The 24,210-nt window shown below is 54.5% G+C and carries 18 protein-coding genes and 2 pseudogenes; 10 read left to right on the forward strand and 10 right to left on the reverse strand.

Annotated features, from left to right (window positions below; all coding sequences use genetic code 11):
* Positions 1–177: 177 nt before the first annotated feature.
* From HBO09_RS23405 to HBO09_RS23420, 4 genes and pseudogenes are all read left to right on the forward strand, one after another.
* Complete coding sequence (locus HBO09_RS23405; protein ID WP_169998294.1) at positions 178–804, forward strand: response regulator transcription factor; 627 nt, start codon at positions 178–180, stop codon at positions 802–804.
* Positions 805–812: 8 nt separating this feature from the next.
* A pseudogene (locus HBO09_RS23410) lies at positions 813–3,023 on the forward strand (transporter substrate-binding domain-containing protein); the annotation flags it as partial.
* Positions 3,024–3,240: 217 nt separating this feature from the next.
* The gene (locus HBO09_RS23415; RefSeq protein ID WP_170060969.1) at positions 3,241–3,795 is read left to right on the forward strand and encodes a type 4 pilus major pilin; all 555 of its coding nucleotides are present in this window, start codon (positions 3,241–3,243) and stop codon (positions 3,793–3,795) included.
* A 558-nt stretch (positions 3,796–4,353) separates the two neighbouring features.
* Positions 4,354–4,671: a hypothetical protein gene (locus HBO09_RS23420; RefSeq protein ID WP_057384159.1), complete on the forward strand. Its 318-nt coding sequence runs from the start codon at positions 4,354–4,356 to the stop codon at positions 4,669–4,671.
* A gap of 240 nt (positions 4,672–4,911) precedes the next feature.
* Here HBO09_RS23420 and HBO09_RS23425 read toward each other — a convergent pair whose 3' ends face one another.
* From HBO09_RS23425 to HBO09_RS23435, 3 genes are all read right to left on the reverse strand, one after another.
* Positions 4,912–5,913, reverse strand: coding sequence for a replication initiation protein (locus HBO09_RS23425; protein ID WP_095023871.1), 1,002 nt, complete (start codon positions 5,911–5,913; stop codon positions 4,912–4,914).
* Between the two features lie 342 nt (positions 5,914–6,255).
* Positions 6,256–7,902 (reverse strand): hypothetical protein, encoded by a 1,647-nt coding sequence (locus HBO09_RS23430; RefSeq protein ID WP_095023870.1) that lies wholly within the window; start codon positions 7,900–7,902, stop codon positions 6,256–6,258.
* Positions 7,903–8,224: 322 nt separating this feature from the next.
* Complete coding sequence (locus tag HBO09_RS23435) at positions 8,225–9,820, reverse strand: recombinase family protein (protein ID WP_057384460.1); 1,596 nt, start codon at positions 9,818–9,820, stop codon at positions 8,225–8,227.
* A 53-nt stretch (positions 9,821–9,873) separates the two neighbouring features.
* On the opposite strand from HBO09_RS23435, the pseudogene HBO09_RS23440 reads away from it, so the two are divergent.
* Positions 9,874–11,310: pseudogene (locus tag HBO09_RS23440) on the forward strand (ATP-binding protein); the annotation flags it as partial.
* A gap of 110 nt (positions 11,311–11,420) precedes the next feature.
* Here HBO09_RS23440 and HBO09_RS23445 read toward each other — a convergent pair.
* Both HBO09_RS23445 and HBO09_RS23450 read right to left on the reverse strand, forming a co-directional pair.
* On the reverse strand, positions 11,421–11,903 hold the full coding sequence (locus tag HBO09_RS23445; RefSeq protein WP_169998298.1) for a GAF domain-containing protein: 483 nt from the start codon (positions 11,901–11,903) through the stop codon (positions 11,421–11,423).
* Positions 11,900–12,790, reverse strand: a complete 891-nt coding sequence (locus tag HBO09_RS23450; protein ID WP_029298058.1) for an ATP-binding protein — start codon at positions 12,788–12,790, stop codon at positions 11,900–11,902. Before HBO09_RS23450 ends, HBO09_RS23445 begins: the two co-directional genes overlap by 4 nt.
* Positions 12,791–12,955: 165 nt before the next feature.
* Between HBO09_RS23450 and HBO09_RS23455 the strand changes: the two genes are divergently transcribed.
* Positions 12,956–15,280, forward strand: a complete 2,325-nt coding sequence (locus HBO09_RS23455) for a response regulator (RefSeq protein WP_169998319.1) — start codon at positions 12,956–12,958, stop codon at positions 15,278–15,280.
* Here the strand turns inward: HBO09_RS23455 and HBO09_RS23460 are convergent.
* The 3 genes from HBO09_RS23460 to msrB all read right to left on the reverse strand — a co-directional run bounded on the left by HBO09_RS23460 (position 15,264) and on the right by msrB (position 16,783).
* Positions 15,264–15,725 carry a MarR family transcriptional regulator gene (locus HBO09_RS23460; protein WP_169998301.1) on the reverse strand — a complete coding sequence of 154 codons (462 nt, stop codon included), beginning with the start codon at positions 15,723–15,725 and terminating at the stop codon, positions 15,264–15,266. The genes HBO09_RS23455 and HBO09_RS23460 overlap by 17 nt on opposite strands.
* Entirely contained in the window at positions 15,722–16,207 is a 486-nt protein-coding gene (locus HBO09_RS23465) for a glutathione peroxidase (protein ID WP_029298051.1), read from the reverse strand. Before HBO09_RS23465 ends, HBO09_RS23460 begins: the two co-directional genes overlap by 4 nt.
* 183 nt (positions 16,208–16,390) lie before the next feature.
* Positions 16,391–16,783, reverse strand: a complete 393-nt coding sequence (gene msrB, locus HBO09_RS23470; protein ID WP_169998303.1) for a peptide-methionine (R)-S-oxide reductase MsrB — start codon at positions 16,781–16,783, stop codon at positions 16,391–16,393.
* Between the two features lie 203 nt (positions 16,784–16,986).
* Here msrB and HBO09_RS23475 point away from each other — a divergent pair, with 203 nt between their 5' ends.
* Both HBO09_RS23475 and htpX read left to right on the forward strand, forming a co-directional pair.
* Positions 16,987–18,198, forward strand: coding sequence for a pyridoxal phosphate-dependent aminotransferase (locus tag HBO09_RS23475; RefSeq protein WP_029298044.1), 1,212 nt, complete (start codon positions 16,987–16,989; stop codon positions 18,196–18,198).
* Between the two features lie 313 nt (positions 18,199–18,511).
* Positions 18,512–19,399 (forward strand): protease HtpX, encoded by an 888-nt coding sequence (htpX, locus tag HBO09_RS23480; protein ID WP_169998305.1) that lies wholly within the window; start codon positions 18,512–18,514, stop codon positions 19,397–19,399.
* Positions 19,400–19,459: 60 nt separating this feature from the next.
* Here the strand turns inward: htpX and HBO09_RS23485 are convergent, their stop codons facing one another.
* Positions 19,460–20,116 (reverse strand): thiopurine S-methyltransferase, encoded by a 657-nt coding sequence (locus HBO09_RS23485; RefSeq protein WP_169998307.1) that lies wholly within the window; start codon positions 20,114–20,116, stop codon positions 19,460–19,462.
* Between the two features lie 103 nt (positions 20,117–20,219).
* Between HBO09_RS23485 and HBO09_RS23490 the strand changes: the two genes are divergently transcribed.
* Complete coding sequence (locus tag HBO09_RS23490; protein WP_169998309.1) at positions 20,220–20,987, forward strand: class III extradiol ring-cleavage dioxygenase; 768 nt, start codon at positions 20,220–20,222, stop codon at positions 20,985–20,987.
* A gap of 125 nt (positions 20,988–21,112) precedes the next feature.
* Here the strand turns inward: HBO09_RS23490 and HBO09_RS23495 are convergent, their stop codons facing one another.
* Entirely contained in the window at positions 21,113–22,786 is a 1,674-nt protein-coding gene (locus HBO09_RS23495) for a DEAD/DEAH box helicase (RefSeq protein WP_017136163.1), read from the reverse strand.
* Positions 22,787–23,208: 422 nt separating this feature from the next.
* On the opposite strand from HBO09_RS23495, the gene HBO09_RS23500 reads away from it, so the two are divergent.
* On the forward strand, positions 23,209–24,000 hold the full coding sequence (locus tag HBO09_RS23500) for a crotonase/enoyl-CoA hydratase family protein (protein WP_170060971.1): 792 nt from the start codon (positions 23,209–23,211) through the stop codon (positions 23,998–24,000).
* Positions 24,001–24,210: the final 210 nt, after the last annotated feature.

The raw sequence follows: 24,210 nt of genomic DNA on the forward strand, positions 1-24,210 counted from the left end.
CCTTTCACTTAAGAAACTCTTACAATACGAGCAATAAAGCCTTAGCACATCGTAGTCCAATGCTTTTTTATGCGTAGGAATTTTCCTGTTTTATATCTACTCAGCCTTCCCTTCATGCTCCTGACCTACCTTCTGAGCTAATGTGCGCGCTTATTTGCACTAGTATGGAATTGGCTCATGAATACAGTTTTTATTATTGACGACCACCCGGTTATTCGACTTGCAATCCGAATGTTGCTGGAACACGAAGGTTACAAAGTAGTCGGTGAAACAGATAACGGTTGCGACGCAATACAAATGGTCCGCGAATGCCTTCCAGACCTCATCATACTTGATATCAGTATTCCCAAGCTCGACGGTCTGGAGGTCCTCTGCAGGTTCAACGCTATGAGTACGCCAATGAAAACCCTGATTCTGACGGCCCAATCTCCGACACTTTTTGCCACACGCTGCATGCGTTCAGGTGCCGACGGTTATGTCTGCAAAAAAGGTGACTTAAGCGAACTGCTAAGTGCCATCAGGGCTGTACTTTCAGGTTACAACTATTTCCCAAGTCAGGCCTTGAATACTACTGGCGCCGAGCTGGGTGAAAACGAAGAATTGGTTCTTTTCAAATCAGTCAATGACCGAGAACTTATGGTCTTACAACTTTTCGCGCAAGGTCGCACAAACAAGGAAATTGCCAAAGGCATGTTCCTCAGCAACAAAACTGTCAGCACTTATAAAAAACGATTGATGCAAAAACTCAAAGCCAAGTCTTTGGTAGAACTTATCGAGATGGCAAAACGCAACGCGTTAGTGTGAGAAACAGGATGCCAAGGCGTTTAAAGGACTATCTAATCATTTTGAGTACCGGACTGTGCTTGAGTACAGCCGTGCCAGCCACTCAAACCGCTCCAGAACGCTACTCTCTGCTCAGTCGTGCCGGTATCGTTCAGTTGAACGTTCAACTGGACCCTGCCCAGCGCCAATGGCTACAAAACAAGCGCGAACTGGTGCTAGGCACCTCGATACCCGACTACCAGCCTTTCGACATCACCGCCAGCGGTCATGACTACGAAGGTATTACTGCCGACTACGCGGGTATCCTCGCCAAAACCCTGGCAGTGCCCATCACCGTGATGCGCTACCCGTCGCGGGAAGCGGCAATCCAGGCACTGGAAGACGGGAAAATCGATTTGCTGGGTAGCGCCAACGGCTTTGAAGCGAACAACGCCGACATTGTCCTGTCAACACCCTACGCGGTCGACCAGCCGGTGCTGGTCACCCGTGACGCAGAAACCCGCCCGCTCAACGAAGGGCTGGCGGGCATGCGCCTGAGCCTTGTCTACCACTACCTGCCGCTGAAGGAAGTCGAAGCGCTGTACCCCAATGCGATCATCCAGGTCTATCCGTCTTATTTGAATGCGCTGAACGCCGTGGCTTTCGACCAGGCCGACGTATTTCTCGGCGATACCATTTCCACCCACTACATGATCAACAAGGGCTACCTGAAGAACATCCGCATGGCCAATTTCGGCAAGCACGAAGCGTACGGCTTCAGCTTTGCCGTACATCGTGACCAGCAAACCCTGCTGGGCATCGTCGATGCGGTCCTCGCCAGTGTCGAGACCCACGAGCGCGAAAGCATCGCCAAACGCTGGAGCGCAGGCAGCGATATCCTGCTGACCGACCACAAGCTGCAGTTGAGCCAGCGTGAAGAACGCTGGCTCAAGGACCACCCGGTGGTGAAAGTGCTCATCAACGAAACCTTCGCGCCACTGACGTTCGTCGATTCAGACGGCCAGTTGCGGGGCATAACCGCCGACCTGTTGGAACTGATCCGGCTACGCACGGGCTTGCGCCTGGAGTTCCAGTACACCCGCAACGTCAACCAGATGATCGAGCAGGTCGAGAACGGTAGCGCCGACATCATTGCCGCCATCAGTCCGACCCGCGAACGTGAAGCCAGGCTCAATTTCAGCCGTCCCTACCTGCAGAGCTCCTACGTCCTGCTCACGTGCAAGGTGCCTGGAGCCCCCTCCAGCCTTGAGCAATTGGCAGGAAAAAAAATGGCAGTCACCGAAGGCAGCCCCTTGGTGGATTATCTGCGCCGGGAGTTTCCACAGATCACCCTGGTGCAGGCCGCCGATACTTTCAAGGCATCGGAAATGCTCGCCCAGGGACAAGTGGATGGGGCCGTCAACTCTTTGGTGGTCGCCAACTACTTCCTTTCCTCCCAGTTCTTTCACGACCGATTGCAGATCAGTTCAAGTATCGGCACGCAACTGGCCTCTTTTTCCCTGGCAACGTCACGCAGCGCCACCGAACTGGCCTCCATTCTTGACAAGGCCCTGCTCAGCATCGCGCCGGATGAACTGGGGGTTATCAACAACCGCTGGCGTGGCTACACGGCCGCATCCGACAGTTATTGGCGCAACTATCACCGCCTGATTATCCAGATCATCAGCGCCGCCGGGCTGCTGTTGCTCACTTCATTGGCCTGGAACGGCTACATGCGCAGGCAGATCAAGCACCGGCAGATGGCAGAGCGGGCCTTAAGCGACCAATACGAATTCATGCGGGCCCTGGTCAATGAGACACCTCACCCCATCTACGTGCGGGATCGCAATGGTTTGCTGCAGACGTGCAATGACAGTTACTTGCAGGTCTTCGGCGTCAGGCGCGAGGAGGTCATTGGCAAGAGTGTCATGCAAATCAACCTGGCGGACGCGGCCCAGGCCAACCAGTACCATGCCGACTATCTGCGCGTGGTGGCCGAGGGCACGCCACTGATCCTTGACCGCTCTCTGCAGATTCACGGGCAACACCTGACGATCTATCACTGGATCCTGCCTTACCGGGATTCGGTCGGTATGGTGCAGGGCATCATCGGCGGCTGGATCGACATCAGCGAGCGTCGCCAATTGTTCGACGACCTGCGTGCTGCCAAGGACCGCGCAGATGAGGCCAATCGCGCGAAAAGCACGTTCCTGGCGACCATGAGCCATGAGATCCGCACCCCCATGAACGCAATCATTGGATGGATTTGTAGAAATGTTTGACTGCCCTACTGCCAGGAATTTGAGGCTGAGAAATAACAAAACCGCCCTCGCGGACGGTTTGATAACAACGTTAGCTAAATATTTAATAACAACAAAAAACACCAGCTAAAATTAGCGTAACATTTAAAACTCCAATTACAAGGCTAAACAATAAAATAAAGTGATAGGATAATAAATATAACAAACATTAACACTAATGAAAATCAAAACAAGAAATAATATCGGGCTTACGCTAATTGAAGCCTTGATATGGTTTGCCATTTTTGCGGCAGTAGTAGCTGGGGTATTTGCGCTTTACTCTCAGTCAAGAAATTCGAGCAACGCCTCAACAGTTAACAAAGAGCTATCAACAATATTCTCCCAAACAGAACAGCTTTTTGCATCAGAAGATACTGCACAACTGACAACGGGCGGCAATAGATTAGCGATGAATCTTGGTATCTATCCAAGCAGCCTCAAGACAACAAAAGGAGGAATTAAAGTTCAAAACGTATTTGGCGGAGAAGTGACAATTGATGGGCAAACCCCCAGTGGATTCTCCATTCAATATACAAATATTCCAAAAGGCGAGGTTTGTGCAAATATCGTGAAATCTCAAAAGGCAGTAGGGTGGGATAGCGTCGGAACTGTGAAATATAATGAAGATTATAAGATATCCAATGTATCGACTTACTGCGGATCAAACGGTAGCGGGGTCATTACTTTGAAATTTGCGAGAGAGAACGCTAATGGCGGAACAGCAACGCCATAAACAAGACACTCAAATAAAGACCGCCTTGGATGGGCGGTTTTTTATTTTCCGAAATTTATATGTGAACTGGAACAAATCCTCGCCAAGATACTCCCCCTACGGGGCTATTATCCCTGATATAGTTAAATTCCAACTTTTGTCCGCGACTAAATCATGTCCGGCTTGCCAAGCTCATACCACTTTGTTCTTCCTATGCCTAATTTCTCCCAAGGTTGGCTTTTTGTTTTCCCGAAAAATTTATGGGAGTATATTGGAGATGCCCTGCCAAGATGCGCCCCCCTACGGGGCTATTATCCCTGATATAGTTAAATTCCAACTTTAGTGCCAAATTGATATTTCGCCACTTAAATTAGTCCTTGGCTTTTCTTTCTATAATATTTTCCGAAATTTGTCTGTGAGTTGGGGAAAAGCCTCCGCCAAGATACTCCCCCTACGGGGCTATTATCCCTGATATAGTAAAAGTGCAACTTTTGTCTCACGCACTATCCCTGCCAGAATAAATACTTGACAAATTCTCATTCCGAGCCTAATGTTTTGTGAAAAATGGAGTGCGTCACAATGGATAAAGCAGACAATTACGAAGACGCGGTAGTTCAGCTCAATAATTCCATTCACGAGTTGGAAAGAGTCATTCTAACTGATCGGTTTGAAGGAGTGAAAATTTTAGAGTTTTTTCTTTCCTTCAACCCGGCAATATTTAATCAAGATGATTTGAGCCTTAAAATGGATGCGTGGAGGCCGTTGAATGCGCATTGCAAGGCACATGCTCGCCTGATTGTTGAGCAAAGCATGACCTTTGATATTCCTATCTGGAAAACCTATAGGGAAAAAATTCAAAAGGTTATAGACCGTAGAAGAGAGATATTTGGAGTTTGAGCGAGAATATTGGATTAGGAAGGGAAAACCCCTGCCAAGAAACTCCCCTACTGGGCTATTATCCCTGATATAGTTAAATTCCAACTTTAGTGCCAAATTCAAATTAATCTGCCTTGGATGGGCGGTTTTGTCTTTTTCGAAATTTATCTATTAATTTGGATAAGTCCTCGCCAAGACACTCCCCCTACGGGGCTATTATCCCTGATATAGTTAAATTCCAACTTTAGTGCCAAATTCAAATTAATCTGCCTCAATGAGTCCTTGGCTTTTCCTTCTGTAATACGTTCTTCTACTAATATTGAGCTTTTCCCAAGGCTTATCTCTGGATTCATTTTTATGCTCCGGCGCTACATCATTGGCCTTTCTATAATAGAAAGTCGAGGATGGAATACCTTCCGTCTCCCAAGGTTTCTCCCCTGTGTAAATCACGTTCCCTTTGCTTTTGGCTCTTGATTGCTTAGCTCGCTCGCTTTTCAGTTCGTTGAGTCTTTCAATCGAGAAGTGCTGGGTGATAAAACGATATACGCTGTCTGCGATGGTTCTAACCTCGTTCATGCCTAATGGACACTCGAAAGTGTTGGACAGCATCGCTTGGTCAAGGATCTCGGCATGCAGCTCGACCTGGTGGAACCTGTGCCAGTTCGAGTATGCCCATAAACGCAGTGTTTCGAACAAAGTGCAATTTCGTCCTGACGCAAACCCATCCTCTACATTTTTCTTTTTCTTAGCCTCCCTCTGCTGTCTAACAAGGTCTTTATCTACAAATTCATTAAGATAATCTAAGTCATATGGTTCATCTTGAAATGAAAAAACCTTAAAGGCAGATGTATTGAACGGATTCTTCGTTAAGAGTCCATTGTAGTTCATGTCTGCGCCGATCCTCACAGCAAGCCCATGCTCTACGTCTGAACAGTATTTGAGGGGCTTTAAACGCCCGCTTACGTCGATTTTGACAGATGTTTTTAGGATGTAGGTCATGTGAGAACGACCATTATCTAAATTTCTTACTATGAGGTGTGGGGGTGGTAAGCCTTTATCTGTCCAATCCAGCACACTGGTATCACTGTCCAAATCCAGAATAATGAAATACTTATGTGTCAGTGAGTTTGGTTGTAGGTATGTAGATTTAAGGGCTGACTTTAAAGAGCCGACCTGTTTGCCAAAAGTATAATTATTCGTATGGTATGGCTTGGGTGGAAGTTTTGACTTGTAAAGCTCAAGGGCTGTTTGTGTATCACGCATATTCTCCTCTAAAATTTTTATTATTTTTAGGAGAAGATTATGTTTTATCCTTGCAACTTAATTCTTAAATGTTAAACTGAATTAGCAAACTGATAATGTAGAAATTAAATGGCTTGGCGGCGCATAATCTCTACTCCTTTATATAACCTAACATTTACCCCTTAAAGCGCAAGTTTTAAGGGATTTGTTTTTAATCGACTTGATCATTTATTCACGGTTTTCTAAAAAAGCGAAAAATCATAGTCTCCGACGGTTTGCCCATCCCCATTTAGCAATGGGGGTTTGTTAACTGATTCAGCTATCTCCATTGTGCGTCTAAAAAGTCTTCGACGGACGCACAAATTAAATTGGCTTTATGATCCTTTTCCTTACCTCCTTCGCCGCTGGCATGCCAAGAAGCTCATTGTCATATAGTTCTAATTCTGCCAGTTGAGTATCTACCTGCGCCTCTGCCTTCTTGGTAAAACGACTATCCTCGGACTTGTCATTCTCACGAACCCTCTCATATGCTTTTCTCGCTCTCTCCAAATATTTATCTTGAATATCCTTGCGTCGTGCGGCGAAAGTTTCTTCGAGCCAATTGGTTATTCCGTCAATCAGCTCTGACATATTGCTACGGAATAATTTTAACTCTGCTTTTAGCCTTGCGGTGTCGGCCTCTACCTTTACATGTTCGACTCGAAGAGTTGATATTACGCCTTGGTAGTTTTCTGACTTTCTTCTGTATGCTTCCGCAAGCTCTCTCTCTTCTGCTGTGGATTGCTCTGCGAGTCTTTGACGCTCTATGGCATCCTCTGCTTTGGTCAATTGTGAGGAAACATATCGTTTTGCTTTTTGAGTGTATTCTTTGGCTTTTTCCGCCTCTTGCTTTGCTAATTCGGCATTTTTAATTGCAATATCTCTTTTTTCTTTGGCGAGGTGGTAAAGGCTGAACTCTCGTTCTGATTTCGGTTTTTTAGCCTCTGCGTTGATATATCGAAGGGTTTTCATATGTCCCTCTGTCTTTTCGTGCTTCTTGGCTCGATAAGGCGTTTCTTTCAATAATGTGTTATTGGTGTAGGCGTAAAACATATCTTGCAGATACCCAAACAGTAACTGTGACTCCAGAAAGTCGGGTTTTTCGCCAATAGGATTTGTTCCTGGACGATACTTTTTCAAATAAGCATTAACCCTCTTTATCTGTGTGTCTCGCAAATCATAGCGCCCGGTCTTACTGTTTTTAGTGGATATAAAAATATGCGGATGGTCGCTATGCTCCGTCAGGTCGGCATCTTCATCACCATGCAATACAACAAAATGAATAGGGTGTTCTGGGAAAATGTTATTGTAAAAACTCCTTATTAGGTCGATGCGTTTTTCTGGCAGTATACCTTCAACCTCATTCTTGGATGGGAATTTGAAAAAGGCTTCCTGTATCACCGCCTGATTTTTTTTGATCAGCGGTTTGGCCCCACGTTCTATCTCGTTATGGCATTCGAGAAACTGCCTTGCTGTGTCGAGTTTCTGGCCTTTGCGCTTAATGTCGAACTGGTTAAGGTCGGATAGAAGTTGTTCAGTATCAGCAATGCCTGACACGTTCAGGATGTTCTGAAAGGCGAGAATGCTTCCATCATCAGTTTCTTTTTTACTGGCATTTTTCACGGTATTTTTTAACTTGGCACGCAACGCAATAAGTTCTGACCTGTTATCTTCTGCGATGCTCGGGGATTCCGCCTCGGTCGTTATTTTGACAAGAAGTGCTTCTCTCTGTTCTTTTGGATAATCGTTGAGTTTTATCGTGCCCGTTTCTGGAAGCCAAATTAGGTTAAGGTGGGATTGTTCATCGAACCATTCCAGCTTCTTGGGCTGGCTTGCGGGAATGCGCAGAGAGTGGCGCAGGCTCTTGAACAATTGACGGCGACCGCCATGTCCATTTGTTGATTTTTTCTTGATCTCGTTTGTATAGTTCAAAGTCTTGAAAATCATCGAAGTTATTTTTTTATCATTCATTTTGTCCTCATGTTGAATATTTTATTGGTGCCGCTTTGCTTTTGCTTCTGCCATTCCGGCGAGGAACCCGTGCTTATTACCGGAAGCGAAGCGTCTTAACGAAGTTAAGTCTGGTAATAAGCCCAACGGGTTAAAAGAAGCCCTACTTAAATAGTAGCATTTGGATCAATGCTTTTGATTTGAGCCGGATTTGTCCGGCTGAACCTGACTTGTCAGGTTTTGCTTTGGGCTGGATTTGTCCAGCCTGCTTGAATGCTCTTGGGCAAAGCCCTAAAAGGTGCCCAAGCTTGCTTGGGTGCGTTTTTAGGGCTGGATAGCGGTGTCAGAGGTTAACAGTTTTATCAGCAAAATAACCATCTGGGGTCACTTGAATGCGATCAATGTGAATATCACCAAGGTAAAGATCAATGATATAGTGTTTCTTCTTTATTGGCGTGACATTGAGCCTTACGCCCTGACCTTGCAAGAAGTTGTTAACCCTCATTCGACCGTGCTCCGTTAGGAGTAGTTTGTAAATTTCCATCACGTTAATGGTGGATTTACTTGCAAGGTGCAGGGTGCTAATTCTGTGGCTGATTTCCTGCTCCTTGGCTTTGAGCTGGTCGAGTTCTTGGCTCACTTCTTCGATTCTGGTTAGGACGTATTTTTGCGCACTTTCTGACGCCTTTTCCAAAATTGAAAAATTGTTAGCCAATGCTTTTTCTTTTTGGATCAACAATCCTGAAATTTCACCATGGGCTTTTTCCAGTGCTTGAATATCTTCTGTTTTCGCAATAATTCTGTGGAAGGGGATTTTTGCCTGATAAGCCAGAAAAATTTCTTCCAGTCGTGCATAGCGGTATCTAACGCCTTTTCCGGGTTTGGCTGAGGTGCAGCGTCCAGTTAGCGATGCAGAACAGACGAGATCAACATAACCACTTTTCTGAGCGTGGTAGCGAAAACCAGATCCACAAGCGCAATAAACCAATCCTCGGAGAATGTTTTTAAACTCTGCCGCTTTACGGCCAGCCAGTTTCGGATCTTGTCTTTCTTGGAGCTTTACACTGATTCTATGAAATTCGGCTTCTGTGATGACAGCAGGGTAATAGCCTTTAATTTCTTTCTTCAACTGCACCGGCTTGCCTGATTCGTCCCATTCCATAGCGATAAATGAACCATAGATTGCTGGTTGGCGTAAAAATTTACCAACGATGCTTTCTGTGTATTTTTTCGGATGGATCTCGTCGTTCAGCGTTTTTGCAATTGCTTGAAATCCCATGTCAAAGCAAAGTTCAACGGCTCGGCTGATGGCCTGAGCGTGTTCATTTAGGACAAATTTCCCATCTGTGAAACTGATCCAGAAAGGGCAGCGCTTCGTGATGATGCCGCCGTTTTCACCTTTCAATAAATTTCTGGCTTTGGCGTCCGAGACACGTTCGGATTTTGAACGGCTCTCATCATTGGCCCTTTCAAGAATGTTTTGGATTAGGCTGATGTCAGCGCTGCTGTCTGTTTTACGGCGAGAGTAGAGACGATTATCAAAAAGCGTATAAATGGCGCAGTCCGCTTGGATTATGGAGATTATGAGTTCAAGGGCATCGTATCCGCCCATACGGCTGATCCGGTCGAAGGATTCCACCAGCAATAGGGCATTGGGGAGAATCTCCTTTGCTTTGATTCGCTCAACAAATAGGGCCAATTGCCCGGATTTCAGGTTTTTGCCCTTGAAGGCAGAGACGCCGAGGTCTTCATAGCGCTCGACCTGTCGAGCCTGTGGGTAGTGCTCGAAAAAGCGGTTCAGTTGATCAATCTGCCTCATCTCACTGAATCCAAGCTTTTGGGCCTTGGATGAAAAGCGGATGTAGCTGTATACGTTGATCCTGTCGTTGCCCTGAAAGACCTCTGCAAAGGCTCTGGGCAGTGGGTGTGCGCTGGTCATGGATGCTCTCAACTCTTGTCGATGTGGGATGGTAGCATTTTCTACTAAATCAACCTGTCATTGCGGTGATCGGCATGCTGGAGCTGACCCTGAAGCGGGCCGACCAGGGGCACCTGGATCGTCCGGCGATCGAGGTGGCCTACAACTCGGCCAAGGACTTGCTGGAGTTGATTGGCGATATCCTCGACATCGCGCGCATCGAATCGGGTCGCCTGAGCCTGGCGCCGGAGCGCGTCAACCTGCGGGAGCTGACCGAGTCGGTCGTGCGGGTATTCGACGGCCTGGCACGCCAGAAAAACCTCAACCTGCTGCTGGAGTTCAACCCCGGCGTCGAAGAACGTGATGTGCAGATCGATCCCCTGCGCTTCAAACAGGTCCTGTCCAATCTGGTGAGCAACGCCATCAAGTTCACCGAGCAGGGTGAGGTGAAGATCAAGGTGGATATCCAGGCCACCGGAGAGCCACAACAGATCCAGATGAAACTGGTGGTCGAGGACACCGGTATCGGTATCAGTCGGGATGATCAGCAACGCCTGTTCGAACCTTTTTCCCAGGCCGACAATTCCGGGCACCTGGCCAGAAGCGGCGCCGGTCTTGGCCTGGTGATCTGTCGCAGCCTGTGCGAAATGATGGGCGGAGAGCTTGCCTTGAGCAGCGTCCCCAGTGTCGGCACCCAGGTGTTTGTCTCGCTGCAGCTGACCAGCCTGCCTCCTGCCTACCCACTGATCGAACTCAAGCCTGCGGCCCAGGATGCCGCAGCCGTGCTGAATGTGCTGGTGGTGGACGACCATCCGGCCAATCGCCTGCTCATGTGTCAGCAACTGGGCTTCCTCGGGCATCGCTTCACCGCAGTCCAACATGGCGCGGCGGGCTTCCAGGCCTGGCGCCAGGAACACTTCGACCTGATCATTGCCGACTGCAATATGCCGGTAATGAACGGTTATGAACTGGCCCGTTCAATTCGCGAACATGAGCAACGGGAGAACATGACGCCCTGTATCATTCTGGGCTTCACCGCCAATGCCCAGCCGGAGGAAAAGCAACGCTGCCGGGACGCGGGCATGAATGACTGCCTGTTCAAGCCCATCAGCCTCACGACACTGGAGCACCAGTTGGCCGAAATCACCCCACACTCGCCAACGCGGATCTTTGACCTCGACGGCCTGAACGCCCTCACCGGCGGCGATCCACTGCTCAGCCAACGTCTGTTGGAAGAACTGTTGAGCAGCAGCCGGCGTGATCGCGAGGAACTCATGGCATTGCCCCTACAAGGTGCACGCCAGGACCTGATCGACCAGGCCCACAAGATCAAGGGCGCCGCCAGGATCGCCCAAGCCCGCACACTGGCTGAGCAATGCGAGGTGCTGGAACAGGCTGGCGAGGATGCCGACCTGGCGCAAGTCGAGACCTGGATCATGGCCATCGAAAAAGCCATGGTCGACCTTGAGCACGCGCTGCAGGAGCAGTTGGAAATCCTCGTTCCACTGTAGAAGCCGGCTTGCCGGCGATGGTCGCTAACGAAGACGGGGGGCCTGACACTCCCAGTGTTCTTCCGGGCGCCATCGCAGGCAAGCCAGCTCCCACAGGGTACGGAGCTTACTCAGCAGGCCGTCAACCGCAGAAAAATGGCGGCCAGCCGCTCAATCCCCACCTGATCCTCAGCACTGAAACGCGCCAATTTCGGACTATCCAGATCCAGCACCCCGATCAACTTCCCATCCTTGATCATTGGCACCACCAACTCACTGTTCGAAGCACTGTCGCAGGCAATGTGCCCGGCAAACGCATGCACATCTTCCACCCGCTGGGTTTGCCGTGAAGCCGCCGCGGCACCACATACACCCCGGCCAAACGGAATCCGCACGCAGGCGATCTGCCCCTGGAAAGGCCCGAGCACCAGCTCTTCATCCCGGTTGAGATAAAAGCCAGCCCAGTTCAAGTCATCGAGCTGGTGGTACAGGAACGCGGAAAACTGCGCCGCGTTGGCGATAAAGTCGCGCTCATCGGCCAGCAGCGATTCCAGCTGTGCACAGAGCATGGCGTACCCATCGAGACCGCTGCCCGCCTGTTGTAAATCGATCATGGCTGACGCTCCAGCAATTTGAGACCCACCCAGTAGCGGGCGAATTGGTAGGCACACCGGCCGTTGCGATTGCCACGGCCCGTCGCCCAGCGCACCGCAAGGATGTCGAGTGCCTCGTCGCGCTGCCACTGCAAGCCTGCCTTGTTCGCCAGCTCGCCGATCCAGTGCTCCACCACGTCCAGGAAGTGCTCCTGGGTGAACGGGTAGAACGACAACCACAAGCCAAAACGGTCGGACAAGGCGATCTTGTCTTCCACCGCCTCACTGGGGTGCAGCTCACCATCCACGCGTTTCCAGTTGTCGTTGTCGCTCTGGTTTTCCGGCACCAGGTGACGACGGTTGGAGGTGGCGTACAGCAATACGTTTTCCGGGGCTTGCTCCAGCGAGCCGTCGAGCACGCTCTTGAGCACACGATAATCGCCTTCGCCGGCCTCGAACGACAGGTCGTCGCAGAACAGGATAAAACGCTGTGGCAGCTTGAGCAGTTGTTCGACCACTCGCGGCAGGTCAGCCAGGTGGTCACGCTCGATTTCGATCAGGCGCAAGCCGGCCTTGGCATGCTGGGCCAGCAAGGCGCGGACCATGGAGGACTTGCCAGTGCCACGCGAGCCCCAGAGCAATGCATGGTTGGCAGGCAGGCCATCGAGGAACTGCTGGGTATTGCGCGCTAATTGCTCGCGTTGCTTGTCGACGCCGATCAGGTCGGACAGGCGCATATCCAGGCTGACTTCCAACGGCAGCAGAAAACCGCTGCGCCCCTCGCGCTGCCAGCGAGCCGCCAGGCAGTGGTTCCAGTCAATCACCGCACGAGGCGCTGGCAACAGGGGTTCCAGACGAGCAAGCACCGCATCGGCCCGCTCAAGAAAGGCATTCAATCGCGAATCCATGACTATTCCTGTGGCAAGTTCTTGTAAAAGATGGCGTATTGGCAACCCTGACGCAGTTGCCAGACGGCTGCACCTGAAAAACGATTCATGCCGGGCAAGGCTGGCGCCGAGGATGTTCAGCTATGCTTGCCGGGCGAAGGGAAACGTAAAGTGGCTCAGCACCCAATGGATATCAAGTTCGCCCACCGCTTGTCTTATAAACAAGCCAGACTGACTGTGCTGGTCGGTTTCGTATTGGGAACCTTGCTCAGCCTGATCCAAATCGGCATTGATTATGCCAGCGAAGACGCGTCCATCAACCGTGAAATACACGCGCTGCTTGAAATCAGTCACAACCCGGCCTCACGCATCGCCTACAACATCGACGCCGAACTGGCACAGGAACTGACCCTGGGCCTGCTGCACTCCCCCGCCATTACCCGGGCGCAACTGGTCGACAACAATGGCCTGGTGCTGGCTGACGTTGACAGGCCGCGCAAGGAGAGCAGCTACCGCCCCATCAGCGACTTCCTGTTCGGCGCCAACCGCCAGTTCGAAGACCGCCTGTACCTCACCCATATGCCCGACGAGTCCCTCGGTGTGTTACGCCTTGACGTCGACACCTACGCGTTCGGCAGCCGCTTCCTGCGCCGTGCCGAGATCACCCTGCTTAATGGCTTTGCCCGCAGCCTGATCCTGACCGGTATCCTCCTGGGCCTGTTCTACGTGATGCTGACCCAGCCCTTGGTGCGCATCATCCACGAACTGAGCACCCGCAGCCCCGGTACTGCGCCCCAGACTCGCCTGGATTGCCCGCCCGGGCACGAACACGATGAGATCGGCGTGCTGGTCAACGTCGCCAACCAACAGTTCGAGAATATGGAGACCGAAATCCAGCAACGACGCCACGCCGAGGACCGCCTGACCGAGTACCTTGGCCAGTTGGAAGACATTGTTTCGGCGCGTACCACCGAGCTTAAGGCGATCAACCAGCGGCTGAGCCAATCCAACGAAGAACTGGAGGCGTCGAAAATGACCGCCCTGGGCATGGCCCAGGCGCGTGCGGCCTTCCTTGCCAACATGAGCCATGAAATCCGCACTCCGCTCAATGGCCTGCTGGGCATGATTGCGCTGTCCCTGGACAGCGCCCTGAATGCCGAGCAGCGCCAACAATTGTCGATTGCCCATGACTCCGGCAAGGTTCTGGTAGAGCTACTCAACGATATTCTCGACCTGTCCAAGTTCGATGCCGGGCAACTGGAGTTGGAGAGCATCCCCTTCGACCTCGGCTCCCAGGTGGAAGACACCGCCAACCTGCTGTCGCAAAACGCCGCGCCGAGTGTGGAGTTGACCTGCCTGATCGACCCACAGTTTCCCGCCCAAGTCGTGGGTGACCCGACCCGGGTCCGGCAGATTGTCAGTAACCTGCTGTCCAATGCCTTGAAGTTCACCCGGTTCGGCCGCGTCGATGTACGCCTCAGTGCCCAACCCGATGGCGTGCGGATCGAAGTGTGTGACACCGGTATCGGCATTGCCCAAGAGGCCCAGGCACGGATCTTCAAACCCTTCACCCAGGCGGGCGCTGGCATTACCCGCCAGTTCGGCGGGACTGGCCTGGGCTTGGCGCTGACCTACAATCTTTGCGAGGCCATGCAAGGTCGGCTGACCATCAGCTCAGAAACCGGCTTCGGCAGCCAGTTCTGTGCCGAACTGCCACTTCCCGCCCACACACCGGCTGCGCGGCCCGGCCCGTTGAGCGGCGAAGTTGCAGTCATTACCGGGGTCAGCAGCGGCTTGGCAGAACTGCTGCACACCCTGCTGCCGCATTGGGGACTGACGCCGCGCAGCTATACGATCGACGATGATTTGAGCAGCCTTGCACCGGACATCCTGATCACCGACTGCCCCGAATGCCTGTTCCGGCTGCGCCCGAGCGTCAGGGCACCGATCCTGCTGGTCACCGCCTACGGCAACTTCATGCCCAGCGAGGAAGTGGCCGCGCTGGCGCCCCTGCAACAGCAGGCCCGCCCGCTGAGCCGCGCCGCGTTGTATCAGGTTTTGCAGCGCACCCTGCGCGCCGACAGCGAAATCGTCCTCGACCTGGCCCAATTGGAAGCTAGCCCGGTCGCCCACCGGGCGCGCATCCTGTTGGTGGAGGACAATCCGGTCAATCAACTGGTGGCCAAAGGCATGCTCAGTAAGCTTGGCTGCGAGGTGGTGGTCGCCGCCCATGGCGGCGAGGCGTTGAAACAGTTGGAAGAACAACGTTTCGATATGGTGCTGATGGACTGCAACATGCCGGTCATGGATGGCTACGAGGCAAGCCGGCAGATTCGCCGCAGCGGGCGCTGGCCAGAGCTGCCGATTGTCGCACTGACCGCCAATGCCCTGGCCGAGGAACGCGAACGGTGCAGGGCCGCCGGGATGAACGACTACCTGGCCAAGCCCTTTCGCCGCGAAGAACTCAACGCCCTGCTCGACCTCTGGGTGCCGACTACGACAACGCTCTGACTTGCCGCAGCAACTGGTCCAGGCCCTGGCGCAGAGCATCGGCCTGGCTCAGGTCCACGCCGCTGTCACACAACAGGCGGGCCTTCAGCGGCTGGACGCGGTCCCGCAGCGCCTGGCCTGCGTCGGCAAGGCTGAGGTGCACTTCACGCTCATCGACCGCGCTCCGGCGACGCTTGATCAGCGCCAGTTGTTCCAGGCGCTTGAGCAGCGGCGTCAAAGTGCCGGAGTCGAGCAACAAGCGCTCCCCCAGCGCCTTGACCGTCGGCTGGGGCGGTGCGCAGGCATGCCACTCCCACAGGACTAACATGACCAGGTATTGCGGGTATGTCAGGCCCAACTGGTCGAGCATCGGTTTATAGGCCCGTGTCACCGCCCTGGAGGCCGCGTAAAGCTTGAAGCAAAGCTGGTCATCCAAAGCCAGGGATACGGCAGGCAAGTCGTTCATTTGAGCAACGCTTCAATCTCTTGGGTCAGCTCTTGGGGTTTGGTGGTCGGGGCAAAACGCTTGACCACCTGGCCATCTCGGCCGATCAGGAACTTGGTGAAGTTCCACTTGATGCCCTTGGAGCCCAGCAGACCTGGCGCACGCTGCTTCAACTGCACAAACAGCGGATGGGCCTCGCCGCCATTGACATCGACCTTCTTGAACAGCGGGAAGCTGACCCCGAAATTCAGCTCGCAAAACTCAGAAATGGCACCCTCGTTACCCGGTTCCTGCTTGCCGAACTGATTGCACGGAAAGCCCAACACGACCAGGCCCTGGTCCTTGTACTGCTGCCAGAGTTGCTCAAGGCCTTTGTACTGCGGGGTAAACCCGCATTTGCTGGCGGTGTTGACCACCAGGATCGCCTTGCCGGCGAAGTCTGCCAGGGTCTTTTGCTCACCCTTGATGGTGGTGCAGGGAATGGTCAGCAGATTGTCGCTCATGGGGACGCCTCGCAGGCAAAGAAGAAAGATGAAACATAGCGAGCAAGTAAATTGCATGCAATTTAATTGATCAGACTGATAACCCAACATCACCTTGTGGCTAGGGGGCTTGTCCCCCTTGCCACAACAAGCCCCCTCGCCACGCAAGCACCTCTTCATAACAGCCCTCTGACTACAGGGCTTTCAGCGTGGAACCAGGTCCAGGCACACCGAGTTGATGCAGTAACGCAAGCCAGTAGGCGGCGGTCCATCAGGGAATACATGACCCAAGTGCGCATCGCACTTGGCACAGGTCACTTCGGTGCGAATCATCCCGTGGCTGACGTCACGAATCTCGATCATCGCGCTGTCGGCAATCGGCTTATAAAAACTGGGCCAGCCACAACCGGCATCGAATTTGGTCTTGGAATCGAACAGCGGTTCATTGCAGCAAATACAGTGATACACACCATCGGTCGTGGTGGCGTTGTACTTACCGGAAAACGGCCGTTCGGTGCCCTTGAGGCGACACACTTGATACTGCGCAGGATCGAGCATTTCCCGCCATTCATCCGGGGTCTTATCCAACTTTTCCATCAATACACCTCGACTACTGAAAAAGCCTGATCTGTGTCTTTTCCATGGATCAGGCGGCACGTATGATTGCGCCTCTTCAAAGCGCCAGTCTGGCACCCGCGTTATCGGCATTCAAACGTATTTACGGGTCAGGCCACACGCAGGATTCCCAGCACGGTAGTCTTCACATCGTCTGGATCGTTCATTTTCGGGATCACATCGCCATGCAGGTCAGCAAATCGAACAAGCTCGCCAACGTCTGCTACGACATTCGCGGCCCAGTGCTCAAGCACGCCAAACGCCTGGAAGAGGAAGGTCATCGCATCCTCAAGCTGAACATTGGCAACCCAGCACCCTTTGGTTTCGAAGCGCCGGATGAAATTCTCCAGGACGTGATCCGCAACCTGCCCACCGCCCAAGGCTATAGCGACTCCAAAGGTCTGTTCAGCGCACGCAAGGCGGTGATGCAGTACTACCAGCAAAAGCAGGTTGAAGGGGTTGGTATCGAAGATATCTACCTGGGCAATGGTGTCTCCGAGTTGATCGTGATGGCCATGCAGGCCTTGCTCAACAATGGCGACGAAGTGCTGGTGCCGGCGCCTGACTACCCGCTGTGGACCGCCGCCGTGACCCTGGCCGGCGGCCATCCGGTGCATTACCTGTGCGACGAGCAAGCCAACTGGTGGCCGGACCTGGCCGATATCAAAGCCAAGATCACCCCCAATACCAAGGCGCTGGTCATCATCAACCCCAACAACCCGACCGGCGCGGTGTACTCCAAGGAAGTGCTGCTGGGCATGCTGGAACTGGCGCGCCAGCACAACCTGGTGGTGTTCTCCGACGAGATCTACGACAAGATCCTCTATGACGACGCTGTGCACATCTGCACGGCCTCCCTCGCACCGGACCTGTTGTGCCTGACCTTCAACGGCCTGTCCAAATCCTACCGGGTGGCGGGCTTCCGTTCCGGCTGGGTCGCCATCTCGGGGCCCAAGCACAATGCCCAGAGCTATATCGAAGGCATCGATATGCTGGCCAATATGCGCCTGTGCGCCAACGTGCCGAGCCAACACGCGATCCAGACGGCATTGGGCGGTTACCAGAGCATCAACGACCTGGTGCTGCCTGCCGGCCGCCTGCTGGAGCAGCGCAACCGTACCTGGGAACTGCTCAACGACATTCCCGGCGTCAGTTGCGTCAAACCCATGGGCGCCCTGTACGCATTCCCACGGATCGACCCGAAGGTCTGCCCGATCCACAACGATGAGAAGTTCGTACTCGACCTGCTGCTGTCGGAAAAGCTCCTGGTGGTCCAGGGCACGGCGTTCAACTGGCCGTGGCCTGATCACTTCCGCGTGGTGACCCTGCCGCGCGTAGATGACCTGGACATGGCCATCGGGCGCATCGGCAACTTCCTGAAGTCCTATCGCCAGTAACCGTGCTTTCGCTGTACGACCCGCTACAGGTCGTACAGCGAGTATCTGGCAACACATCTTTGCCCGCATCGGGCAGAAACACCTTCTACCCTGCCCCGATTCCCTTCTACTCTGTACGTCCCAACAATCACGGGGCTCCAAGGCTGCCGAACGGGAGTTTCCAGCGACATCCAGAGTCAGAAATTCCCTTCACGGCTCTACATTCAAGCTGTAGGACACAGTTTGAAATAGTCGCCCGGTTGAATAGCCCAGTGCCGCACCTTATATACCCCGCAGTACGCGACATATTAAGCATGAGGAGAATTCTACAACCATGATGCGCATCCTGCTGTTCTTGGCCACTAACCTGGCGGTCGTGCTGATTGCCAGCATCACCCTGAGCCTTTTCGGCTTCAACGGGTTCATGGCGGCCAACGGGGTTGATCTGAACCTCAATCAGCTGCTGGTTTTCTGTGCCGTCTTTGGTTTTGCCGGCTCGATCTTCTCGCTGTTCATCTCCAAGTGGATGGCGAAGATGAGCACCAGCACCCAGATCATCACCCAGCCGCGCACCCGGCATGAGCAATGGCTGCTGCAGACCGTCGAGCAACTGTCCCGCGAAGCCGGGATCAAGATGCCGGAAGTCGGGATCTTCCCGGCCTACGAGGCCAACGCCTTCGCTACCGGCTGGAACAAGAACGATGCTCTTATTGCCGTCAGCCAGGGTTTGCTGGAGCGTTTTTCGCCCGACGAAGTGAAGGCTGTACTGGCCCACGAGATCGGCCACGTCGCCAACGGCGACATGGTGACCCTGGCTTTGGTCCAGGGCGTGGTGAACACCTTCGTGATGTTCTTTGCGCGGATCATCGGCAACTTTGTCGATAAGGTGATCTTCAAGAACGAAGGCGGCCAGGGTATCGCCTACTACGTGGCGACCATCTTTGCCGAACTGGTACTGGGCTTCCTCGCCAGCTCCATCGTGATGTGGTTCTCGCGCAAACGCGAATTCCGCGCCGACGAAGCCGGTGCCCAACTGGCCGGTACTGCCGCCATGATCGGCGCCCTGCAACGCCTGCGCTCCGAGCAGGGCCTGCCAGTGCATATGCCTGACACCCTGAATGCCTTCGGCATCAACGGCGGCGTCAAGCAAGGCCTGGCGCGTATGTTCATGAGCCACCCACCGCTGGAAGAGCGGATCGACGCGCTGCGTCGTCGCGGCTGACAGCCAGCCAGCAAGTAAAAAAGGGGCGATCCAATCGCCCCTTTTTTGTGGCCGCAGATTTTACCGCCCCGCCAACTGGTAGACCCGCTCCTCCAGCCGCGTGACGCCAGCCTGGGCGAACTTCGGGCTCTCGGCCAGGATATCCCGTTGCTCCAGGGTGCTCAGCCGCCAGTGCGCTCCCAGTAGCCTATGGACTTCAGCGTCGCTGACCGCAAATGGCGGGCCTGCTTTCTGGACCTGCTGATAATCCAGACTGATCAGCAGACCACTTTCCACCTGTGGCGCAATCGCCTGCAAATGCGCCGTGTAGCGCTCGCGCATCAACGGCGGCAAGGCAATCAGCGCCGCACGGTCATAGAGGGCCGTGCAGCCCGCTACATCCTCACGACTCAATTCAAAAAAATCGCCGCACCACAATTCGATAGCGCCCGCCTGATAAACCTTGAAGCTTCCCCGCTGGCTGACTTGCGCAACCAGGCAATGCTCCTGGAAAAACCCTTGGACTGCCTTTTCCGAGAGCTCCACACCCAGCACCCCATACCCCTGCTGCACCAGCCACATCAGGTCCAGGCTTTTGCCACACAGCGGCACCAGTACCCGTGCCTGATTGGCCAACCCGAGGCCCGGCCAGTGCCGCTGCAGGTAGGGGTTGACCTCGGGCAGGTGAAAGCCGATCTGATTGCTTGCCCAGCGGTCATGCCAAAAGGTGGAGTCCATGAGTAGTCCTGAAAATTCGATCAAATAGCGCTAAAACTTATATTAGATTTAGATCAATGATCTGATTGAAGATGGTCCCATCTTAACCTTGAGGACCCTGCCCATGCTCCCCAGCCTGTTTATTTCCCACGGCTCGCCCATGCTTGCCCTGCAACCTGGCGCCAGCGGGCCGGCCCTGGAGCGACTGGCTGATGCCCTGCCACGGCCCAAGGCTATCGTGGTGGTGTCCGCGCACTGGGAAAGCCATGAACTACTGGTCAGTGGCAGCCCTGCCCCAGAGACCTGGCACGACTTCGGTGGCTTCCCTCCCGAACTGTTTGCAGTGCAGTATCCAGCGCCCGGCGACCCTGCACTCGCACGACAGATCGTCGAACTGCTCACCGCCAATGGCCTACAGGCCCGCCTCGACAACCAGCGTCCTTTTGACCATGGCACTTGGGTGCCGCTGTCGTTAATGTACCCGGCGGCCGATATCCCCGTGGTGCAGGTGTCCCTGCCCAGCCATATGGGCCCCGCGCTGCAAACCCGGATCGGGCAGGCTCTCGCAAGCTTACGCGCAGAGGGTGTTCTACTGATCGGTTCCGGCAGTATTACCCATAACCTCGGTGAGCTGGACTGGCACGCCGGCCCGGAAAGCATTGAGCCCTGGGCGCGGGAGTTTCGTGATTGGGTGGTCGACAAACTGTCCGCACAGGATGAGGCTGCGTTGCACGAATACCGCAAGCAAGCCCCCCATGCAGTGCGCAGCCACCCCAGCGATGAGCACTTGTTACCGCTGTATTTCGCGCGCGGCGCGGGTGGGCAGTTCAGTGTGGCGCATCAGGGGTTCACCCTGGGCGCCCTGGGGATGGATATCTATCGATTTGACTAATAGCAGCGCCTCTCGCCACAACAAACCCTCTCCCCCCAAGATCCAGGCCAGGTGAAATCCGAGGCAAAAAAATCCCCGAACCAGTCGGGGATTTTTTATGTTCGATCAATCAGCCTGCAAGCCGATCAATCTTCGCGATAGCGACGCAGCTTGAGCTGCTTGCCGGCAACGCGGGTGTCCTTCAGCTTGGCCAGCAACTTCTCCAGGCCATCTTCCGGCAGCTCCACCAGGGAGAAGCTGTCACGCACCTGGATGCGACCGATCGCTTCACGCGCCAGGCCACCCTCGTTGAGGATAGCGCCCAGCAGGTTCTTGGCGGCGATGCCATCACGCGCGCCCAGCGCGGTACGGCAGCGAGCACGGCCTTCAGCCAATGGAACCGGAGCGCGACGCTCACGATCACCACGGTCCGGACGGTCACCCGTACGTTCTGGACGATCACCGCGCGGAGCGTTGTTCGGCACCAGTGGACGTTCTTTCTCGATCGCAGCCAGGGTCAGCGCCTGACCGTTGGTAGCCTTGCGCAGCAGGGCTGCAGCCAGGGCACGCGGGGTGCAACCGATATCGGCGGTCAGGCGGTCCAGCAGGTCGCCGTGGGTCGATTCAGCGTCAGCCACCAGCGGCGATAGGCTGTTGGTCAGTTTCTTGATGCGCGCATCGAGAACGGCCTGGGCATCCGGCAGGCGGACTTCGGCAACTTTCTGACCGGTTACACGCTCGATCACTTGCAGCATGCGGCGCTCACGCGGAGTCACCAGCAGCAGTGCACGACCTTCGCGACCGGCACGGCCAGTACGGCCGATACGGTGAACGTAGGACTCTGGGTCGTACGGCATGTCAACGTTGAACACGTGGGTGATACGCGGAACGTCGAGACCACGAGCAGCTACGTCGGTCGCCACAACGATGTCCAGGCGGCCATCCTTGAGGGAGTCGATCACGCGCTCACGTTGGTTCTGGGCAATGTCACCGTTCAGCGCAGCGGCTTTGTAGCCTTTGGCTTCCAGGGCACTGGCCAGGTCCAGGGTCGCTTGCTTGGTGCGCACGAACATGATCAGGGCGTCAAAGTCTTCGACTTCCAGCAGGCTCAATACAGCCGAGGTCTTCTGGTCAGCGTGAACCAACAGGTGAGCCTGTTCGATCGCGGTAACGGTCTGGGTCTTGGTCTGGATCTTCACGTGTTGCGGATCGCGCAGATGGCGTTCGGCAATGGCACGGATCGACTGTGGCAAGGTGGCCGAGAACAGTACGGTCTGACGGGTCGGTGGCAGAGCCTTGAAGATGACTTCCAGGTCATCCATAAAGCCCAGCTTCAACATTTCGTCAGCTTCGTCGAGAACCAGGTGGTTCACGGTCGACAGCACTTTTTCGTCGCGACGCAGGTGGTCGCACAGACGGCCCGGCGTGGCGACAACGATCTGTGCGCCGTTACGGATTGCTTTCAGTTGTGGGCCCATAGGCGCGCCGCCGTAAACGGCCACAACGGTAACGCCTGGCATTTGCTTGGCGTAGGTTTCGAAAGCGGTTGCTACTTGCAGCGCCAACTCACGGGTTGGCGCCAGGATCAGGGCTTGCGGCTCGCGCTTGGCAGGATCGATGCAATGCAGGATAGGCAGGGCGAACGCGGCGGTTTTACCGGTACCGGTTTGCGCCTGGCCAATCATGTCTTGGCCGGCCATGATGATCGGGATCGATTGCTGCTGAATAGCCGAAGGTTCTTCGTAGCCGGTCGCGATGACGGCAGCAAGAATGTTCGGGTTAAGATTAAAAGCGGCGAAGCCGCCGGTTTCCTGGGTCATGGGTCTGCCTCTAAGTGCATCCGCAAAGACCCATGCTCCAAAGCTGCGCATGCCGTGTTGAGACTCAAGAGTCGCCCTGGCTGCTTTGTCGGCGGGGATTTGCGAAAACGAATGAATGAAAAAGATTCGTCAAGGGAGAGTCCGCTGTGCGGACGTGCAGCCGAAGCTGACTTCGGGGAATTGCGCTACCTAAACGCGGCCCGGTTAAAGGCCGGCGCGCACTATACCGGAAATCCCTGAAAAAGGGAGCTTTTTTTATCGGAAAAGACCATTCAACTGCTCTGTGTCACAGGCTTTGCGCATCCTTGCAGGAGCGTCTATTTTTCAAAGGCCCGGCCCTGTTGGTCATTGCGCTTAAACGCTTCACCTTTTGCAGTGGGCCCTTCGGTCCGAAACTGCCTTTCGCGCCAGAGGATCTCCCCATGAATCAAGCCAGCAGCAGCCGCGTCAGCCGTGAACTACAAGGGCATGTCCTGCTGCTGGGACTCGATCGGGTCGCCAAGCGCAACGCTTTTGACCTCGACCTGCTCAACGAATTGAGCCTGGCCTACGGCGAATTCGACCGCAATGAAGAAGCCCGCGTGGCCGTGGTGTTCGGCCATGGCGACCACTTCACCGCCGGGCTGGACCTGGTCAACGTCGCCCATACCATGGCCCAGGGCTGGCAACCGCCGCTGGGAGGCTGTGATCCATGGGGCGTGTTCGCCGGGCCACGAGTCAGCAAACCGGTGATCGTTGCCGTCCAGGGCTATTGCCTGACCATCGGTATCGAATTGATGCTCGCGGCAGATATCAACCTGTGCGCCAGCAATACACGCTTTGCGCAGATGGAAGTTCAGCGTGGGATCTTCCCTTTTGGTGGCGCTACCTTGCGCCTGCACCAGATTGCCGGCTGGGGCAACGCCATGCGCTGGCTGCTGACTGGCGATGAGTTCGATGCCCATGAGGCCCTGCGCCTGGGGTTGGTGCAAGAGGTCATGGCCAGCGAAGACCTGCTGCCCCGGGCGGTGGCCCTGGCCAATCGGATTGCCAGCCAGGCGCCGTTGGGCGTGCAGGCGACTTTGATGTCAGCACGCCAGGCTAGGGATGAAGGCGAAAGCGCGGCAGCTGCGGGGTTGCCGATGCTGGTGGAGAAGTTGCTGGGCAGCGAGGATGCCAAGGAGGGTGTAAGGGCGATGCTGGAGAAGCGGCCGGGGGTGTTCAAAGGGTTGTAAACAGACTCAGTAGGTCGCTGTCCATGATGGCCTCATCGCGGCATAAGCATCTACACAACTTTCAGAAGCTGACGATCTTCCCTGTGGCGAGCGGGCTTGTCGGAACGCCGCATCGCCCGCGCTGGGCTGCGAAGCAGCCCCAATAAGCCCGCCGCGTTTCTTCAGATAAACCGCGATAGCCGGGTTTGGGGCGGCTTCGCCGCCCAGCGC

Origin of the sequence: Pseudomonas sp. WS 5027, from assembly GCF_012985695.1 — a bacterium.
Lineage (GTDB): Bacteria > Pseudomonadota > Gammaproteobacteria > Pseudomonadales > Pseudomonadaceae > Aquipseudomonas > Aquipseudomonas hygromyciniae.

Excerpts from the sequence above, each read along its gene's own strand:
- HBO09_RS23405 (WP_169998294.1), top strand. The coding sequence starts at position 178 with ATGAATACAGTTTTTATTATTGACGACCACCCGGTTATTCGACTTGCA.
- HBO09_RS23415 (WP_170060969.1), top strand. The coding sequence starts at position 3,241 with ATGAAAATCAAAACAAGAAATAATATCGGGCTTACGCTAATTGAAGCC.
- HBO09_RS23420 (WP_057384159.1), top strand. The coding sequence starts at position 4,354 with ATGGATAAAGCAGACAATTACGAAGACGCGGTAGTTCAGCTCAATAAT.
- HBO09_RS23425 (WP_095023871.1), bottom strand. The coding sequence starts at position 5,913 with ATGCGTGATACACAAACAGCCCTTGAGCTTTACAAGTCAAAACTTCCA.
- HBO09_RS23430 (WP_095023870.1), bottom strand. The coding sequence starts at position 7,902 with ATGAATGATAAAAAAATAACTTCGATGATTTTCAAGACTTTGAACTAT.
- HBO09_RS23435 (WP_057384460.1), bottom strand. The coding sequence starts at position 9,820 with ATGACCAGCGCACACCCACTGCCCAGAGCCTTTGCAGAGGTCTTTCAG.
- HBO09_RS23445 (WP_169998298.1), bottom strand. The coding sequence starts at position 11,903 with ATGATCGATTTACAACAGGCGGGCAGCGGTCTCGATGGGTACGCCATG.
- HBO09_RS23450 (WP_029298058.1), bottom strand. The coding sequence starts at position 12,790 with ATGGATTCGCGATTGAATGCCTTTCTTGAGCGGGCCGATGCGGTGCTT.
- HBO09_RS23455 (WP_169998319.1), top strand. The coding sequence starts at position 12,956 with ATGGATATCAAGTTCGCCCACCGCTTGTCTTATAAACAAGCCAGACTG.
- HBO09_RS23460 (WP_169998301.1), bottom strand. The coding sequence starts at position 15,725 with ATGAACGACTTGCCTGCCGTATCCCTGGCTTTGGATGACCAGCTTTGC.
- HBO09_RS23465 (WP_029298051.1), bottom strand. The coding sequence starts at position 16,207 with ATGAGCGACAATCTGCTGACCATTCCCTGCACCACCATCAAGGGTGAG.
- msrB (WP_169998303.1), bottom strand. The coding sequence starts at position 16,783 with ATGGAAAAGTTGGATAAGACCCCGGATGAATGGCGGGAAATGCTCGAT.
- HBO09_RS23475 (WP_029298044.1), top strand. The coding sequence starts at position 16,987 with ATGCAGGTCAGCAAATCGAACAAGCTCGCCAACGTCTGCTACGACATT.
- htpX (WP_169998305.1), top strand. The coding sequence starts at position 18,512 with ATGATGCGCATCCTGCTGTTCTTGGCCACTAACCTGGCGGTCGTGCTG.
- HBO09_RS23485 (WP_169998307.1), bottom strand. The coding sequence starts at position 20,116 with ATGGACTCCACCTTTTGGCATGACCGCTGGGCAAGCAATCAGATCGGC.
- HBO09_RS23490 (WP_169998309.1), top strand. The coding sequence starts at position 20,220 with ATGCTCCCCAGCCTGTTTATTTCCCACGGCTCGCCCATGCTTGCCCTG.
- HBO09_RS23495 (WP_017136163.1), bottom strand. The coding sequence starts at position 22,786 with ATGACCCAGGAAACCGGCGGCTTCGCCGCTTTTAATCTTAACCCGAAC.
- HBO09_RS23500 (WP_170060971.1), top strand. The coding sequence starts at position 23,209 with ATGAATCAAGCCAGCAGCAGCCGCGTCAGCCGTGAACTACAAGGGCAT.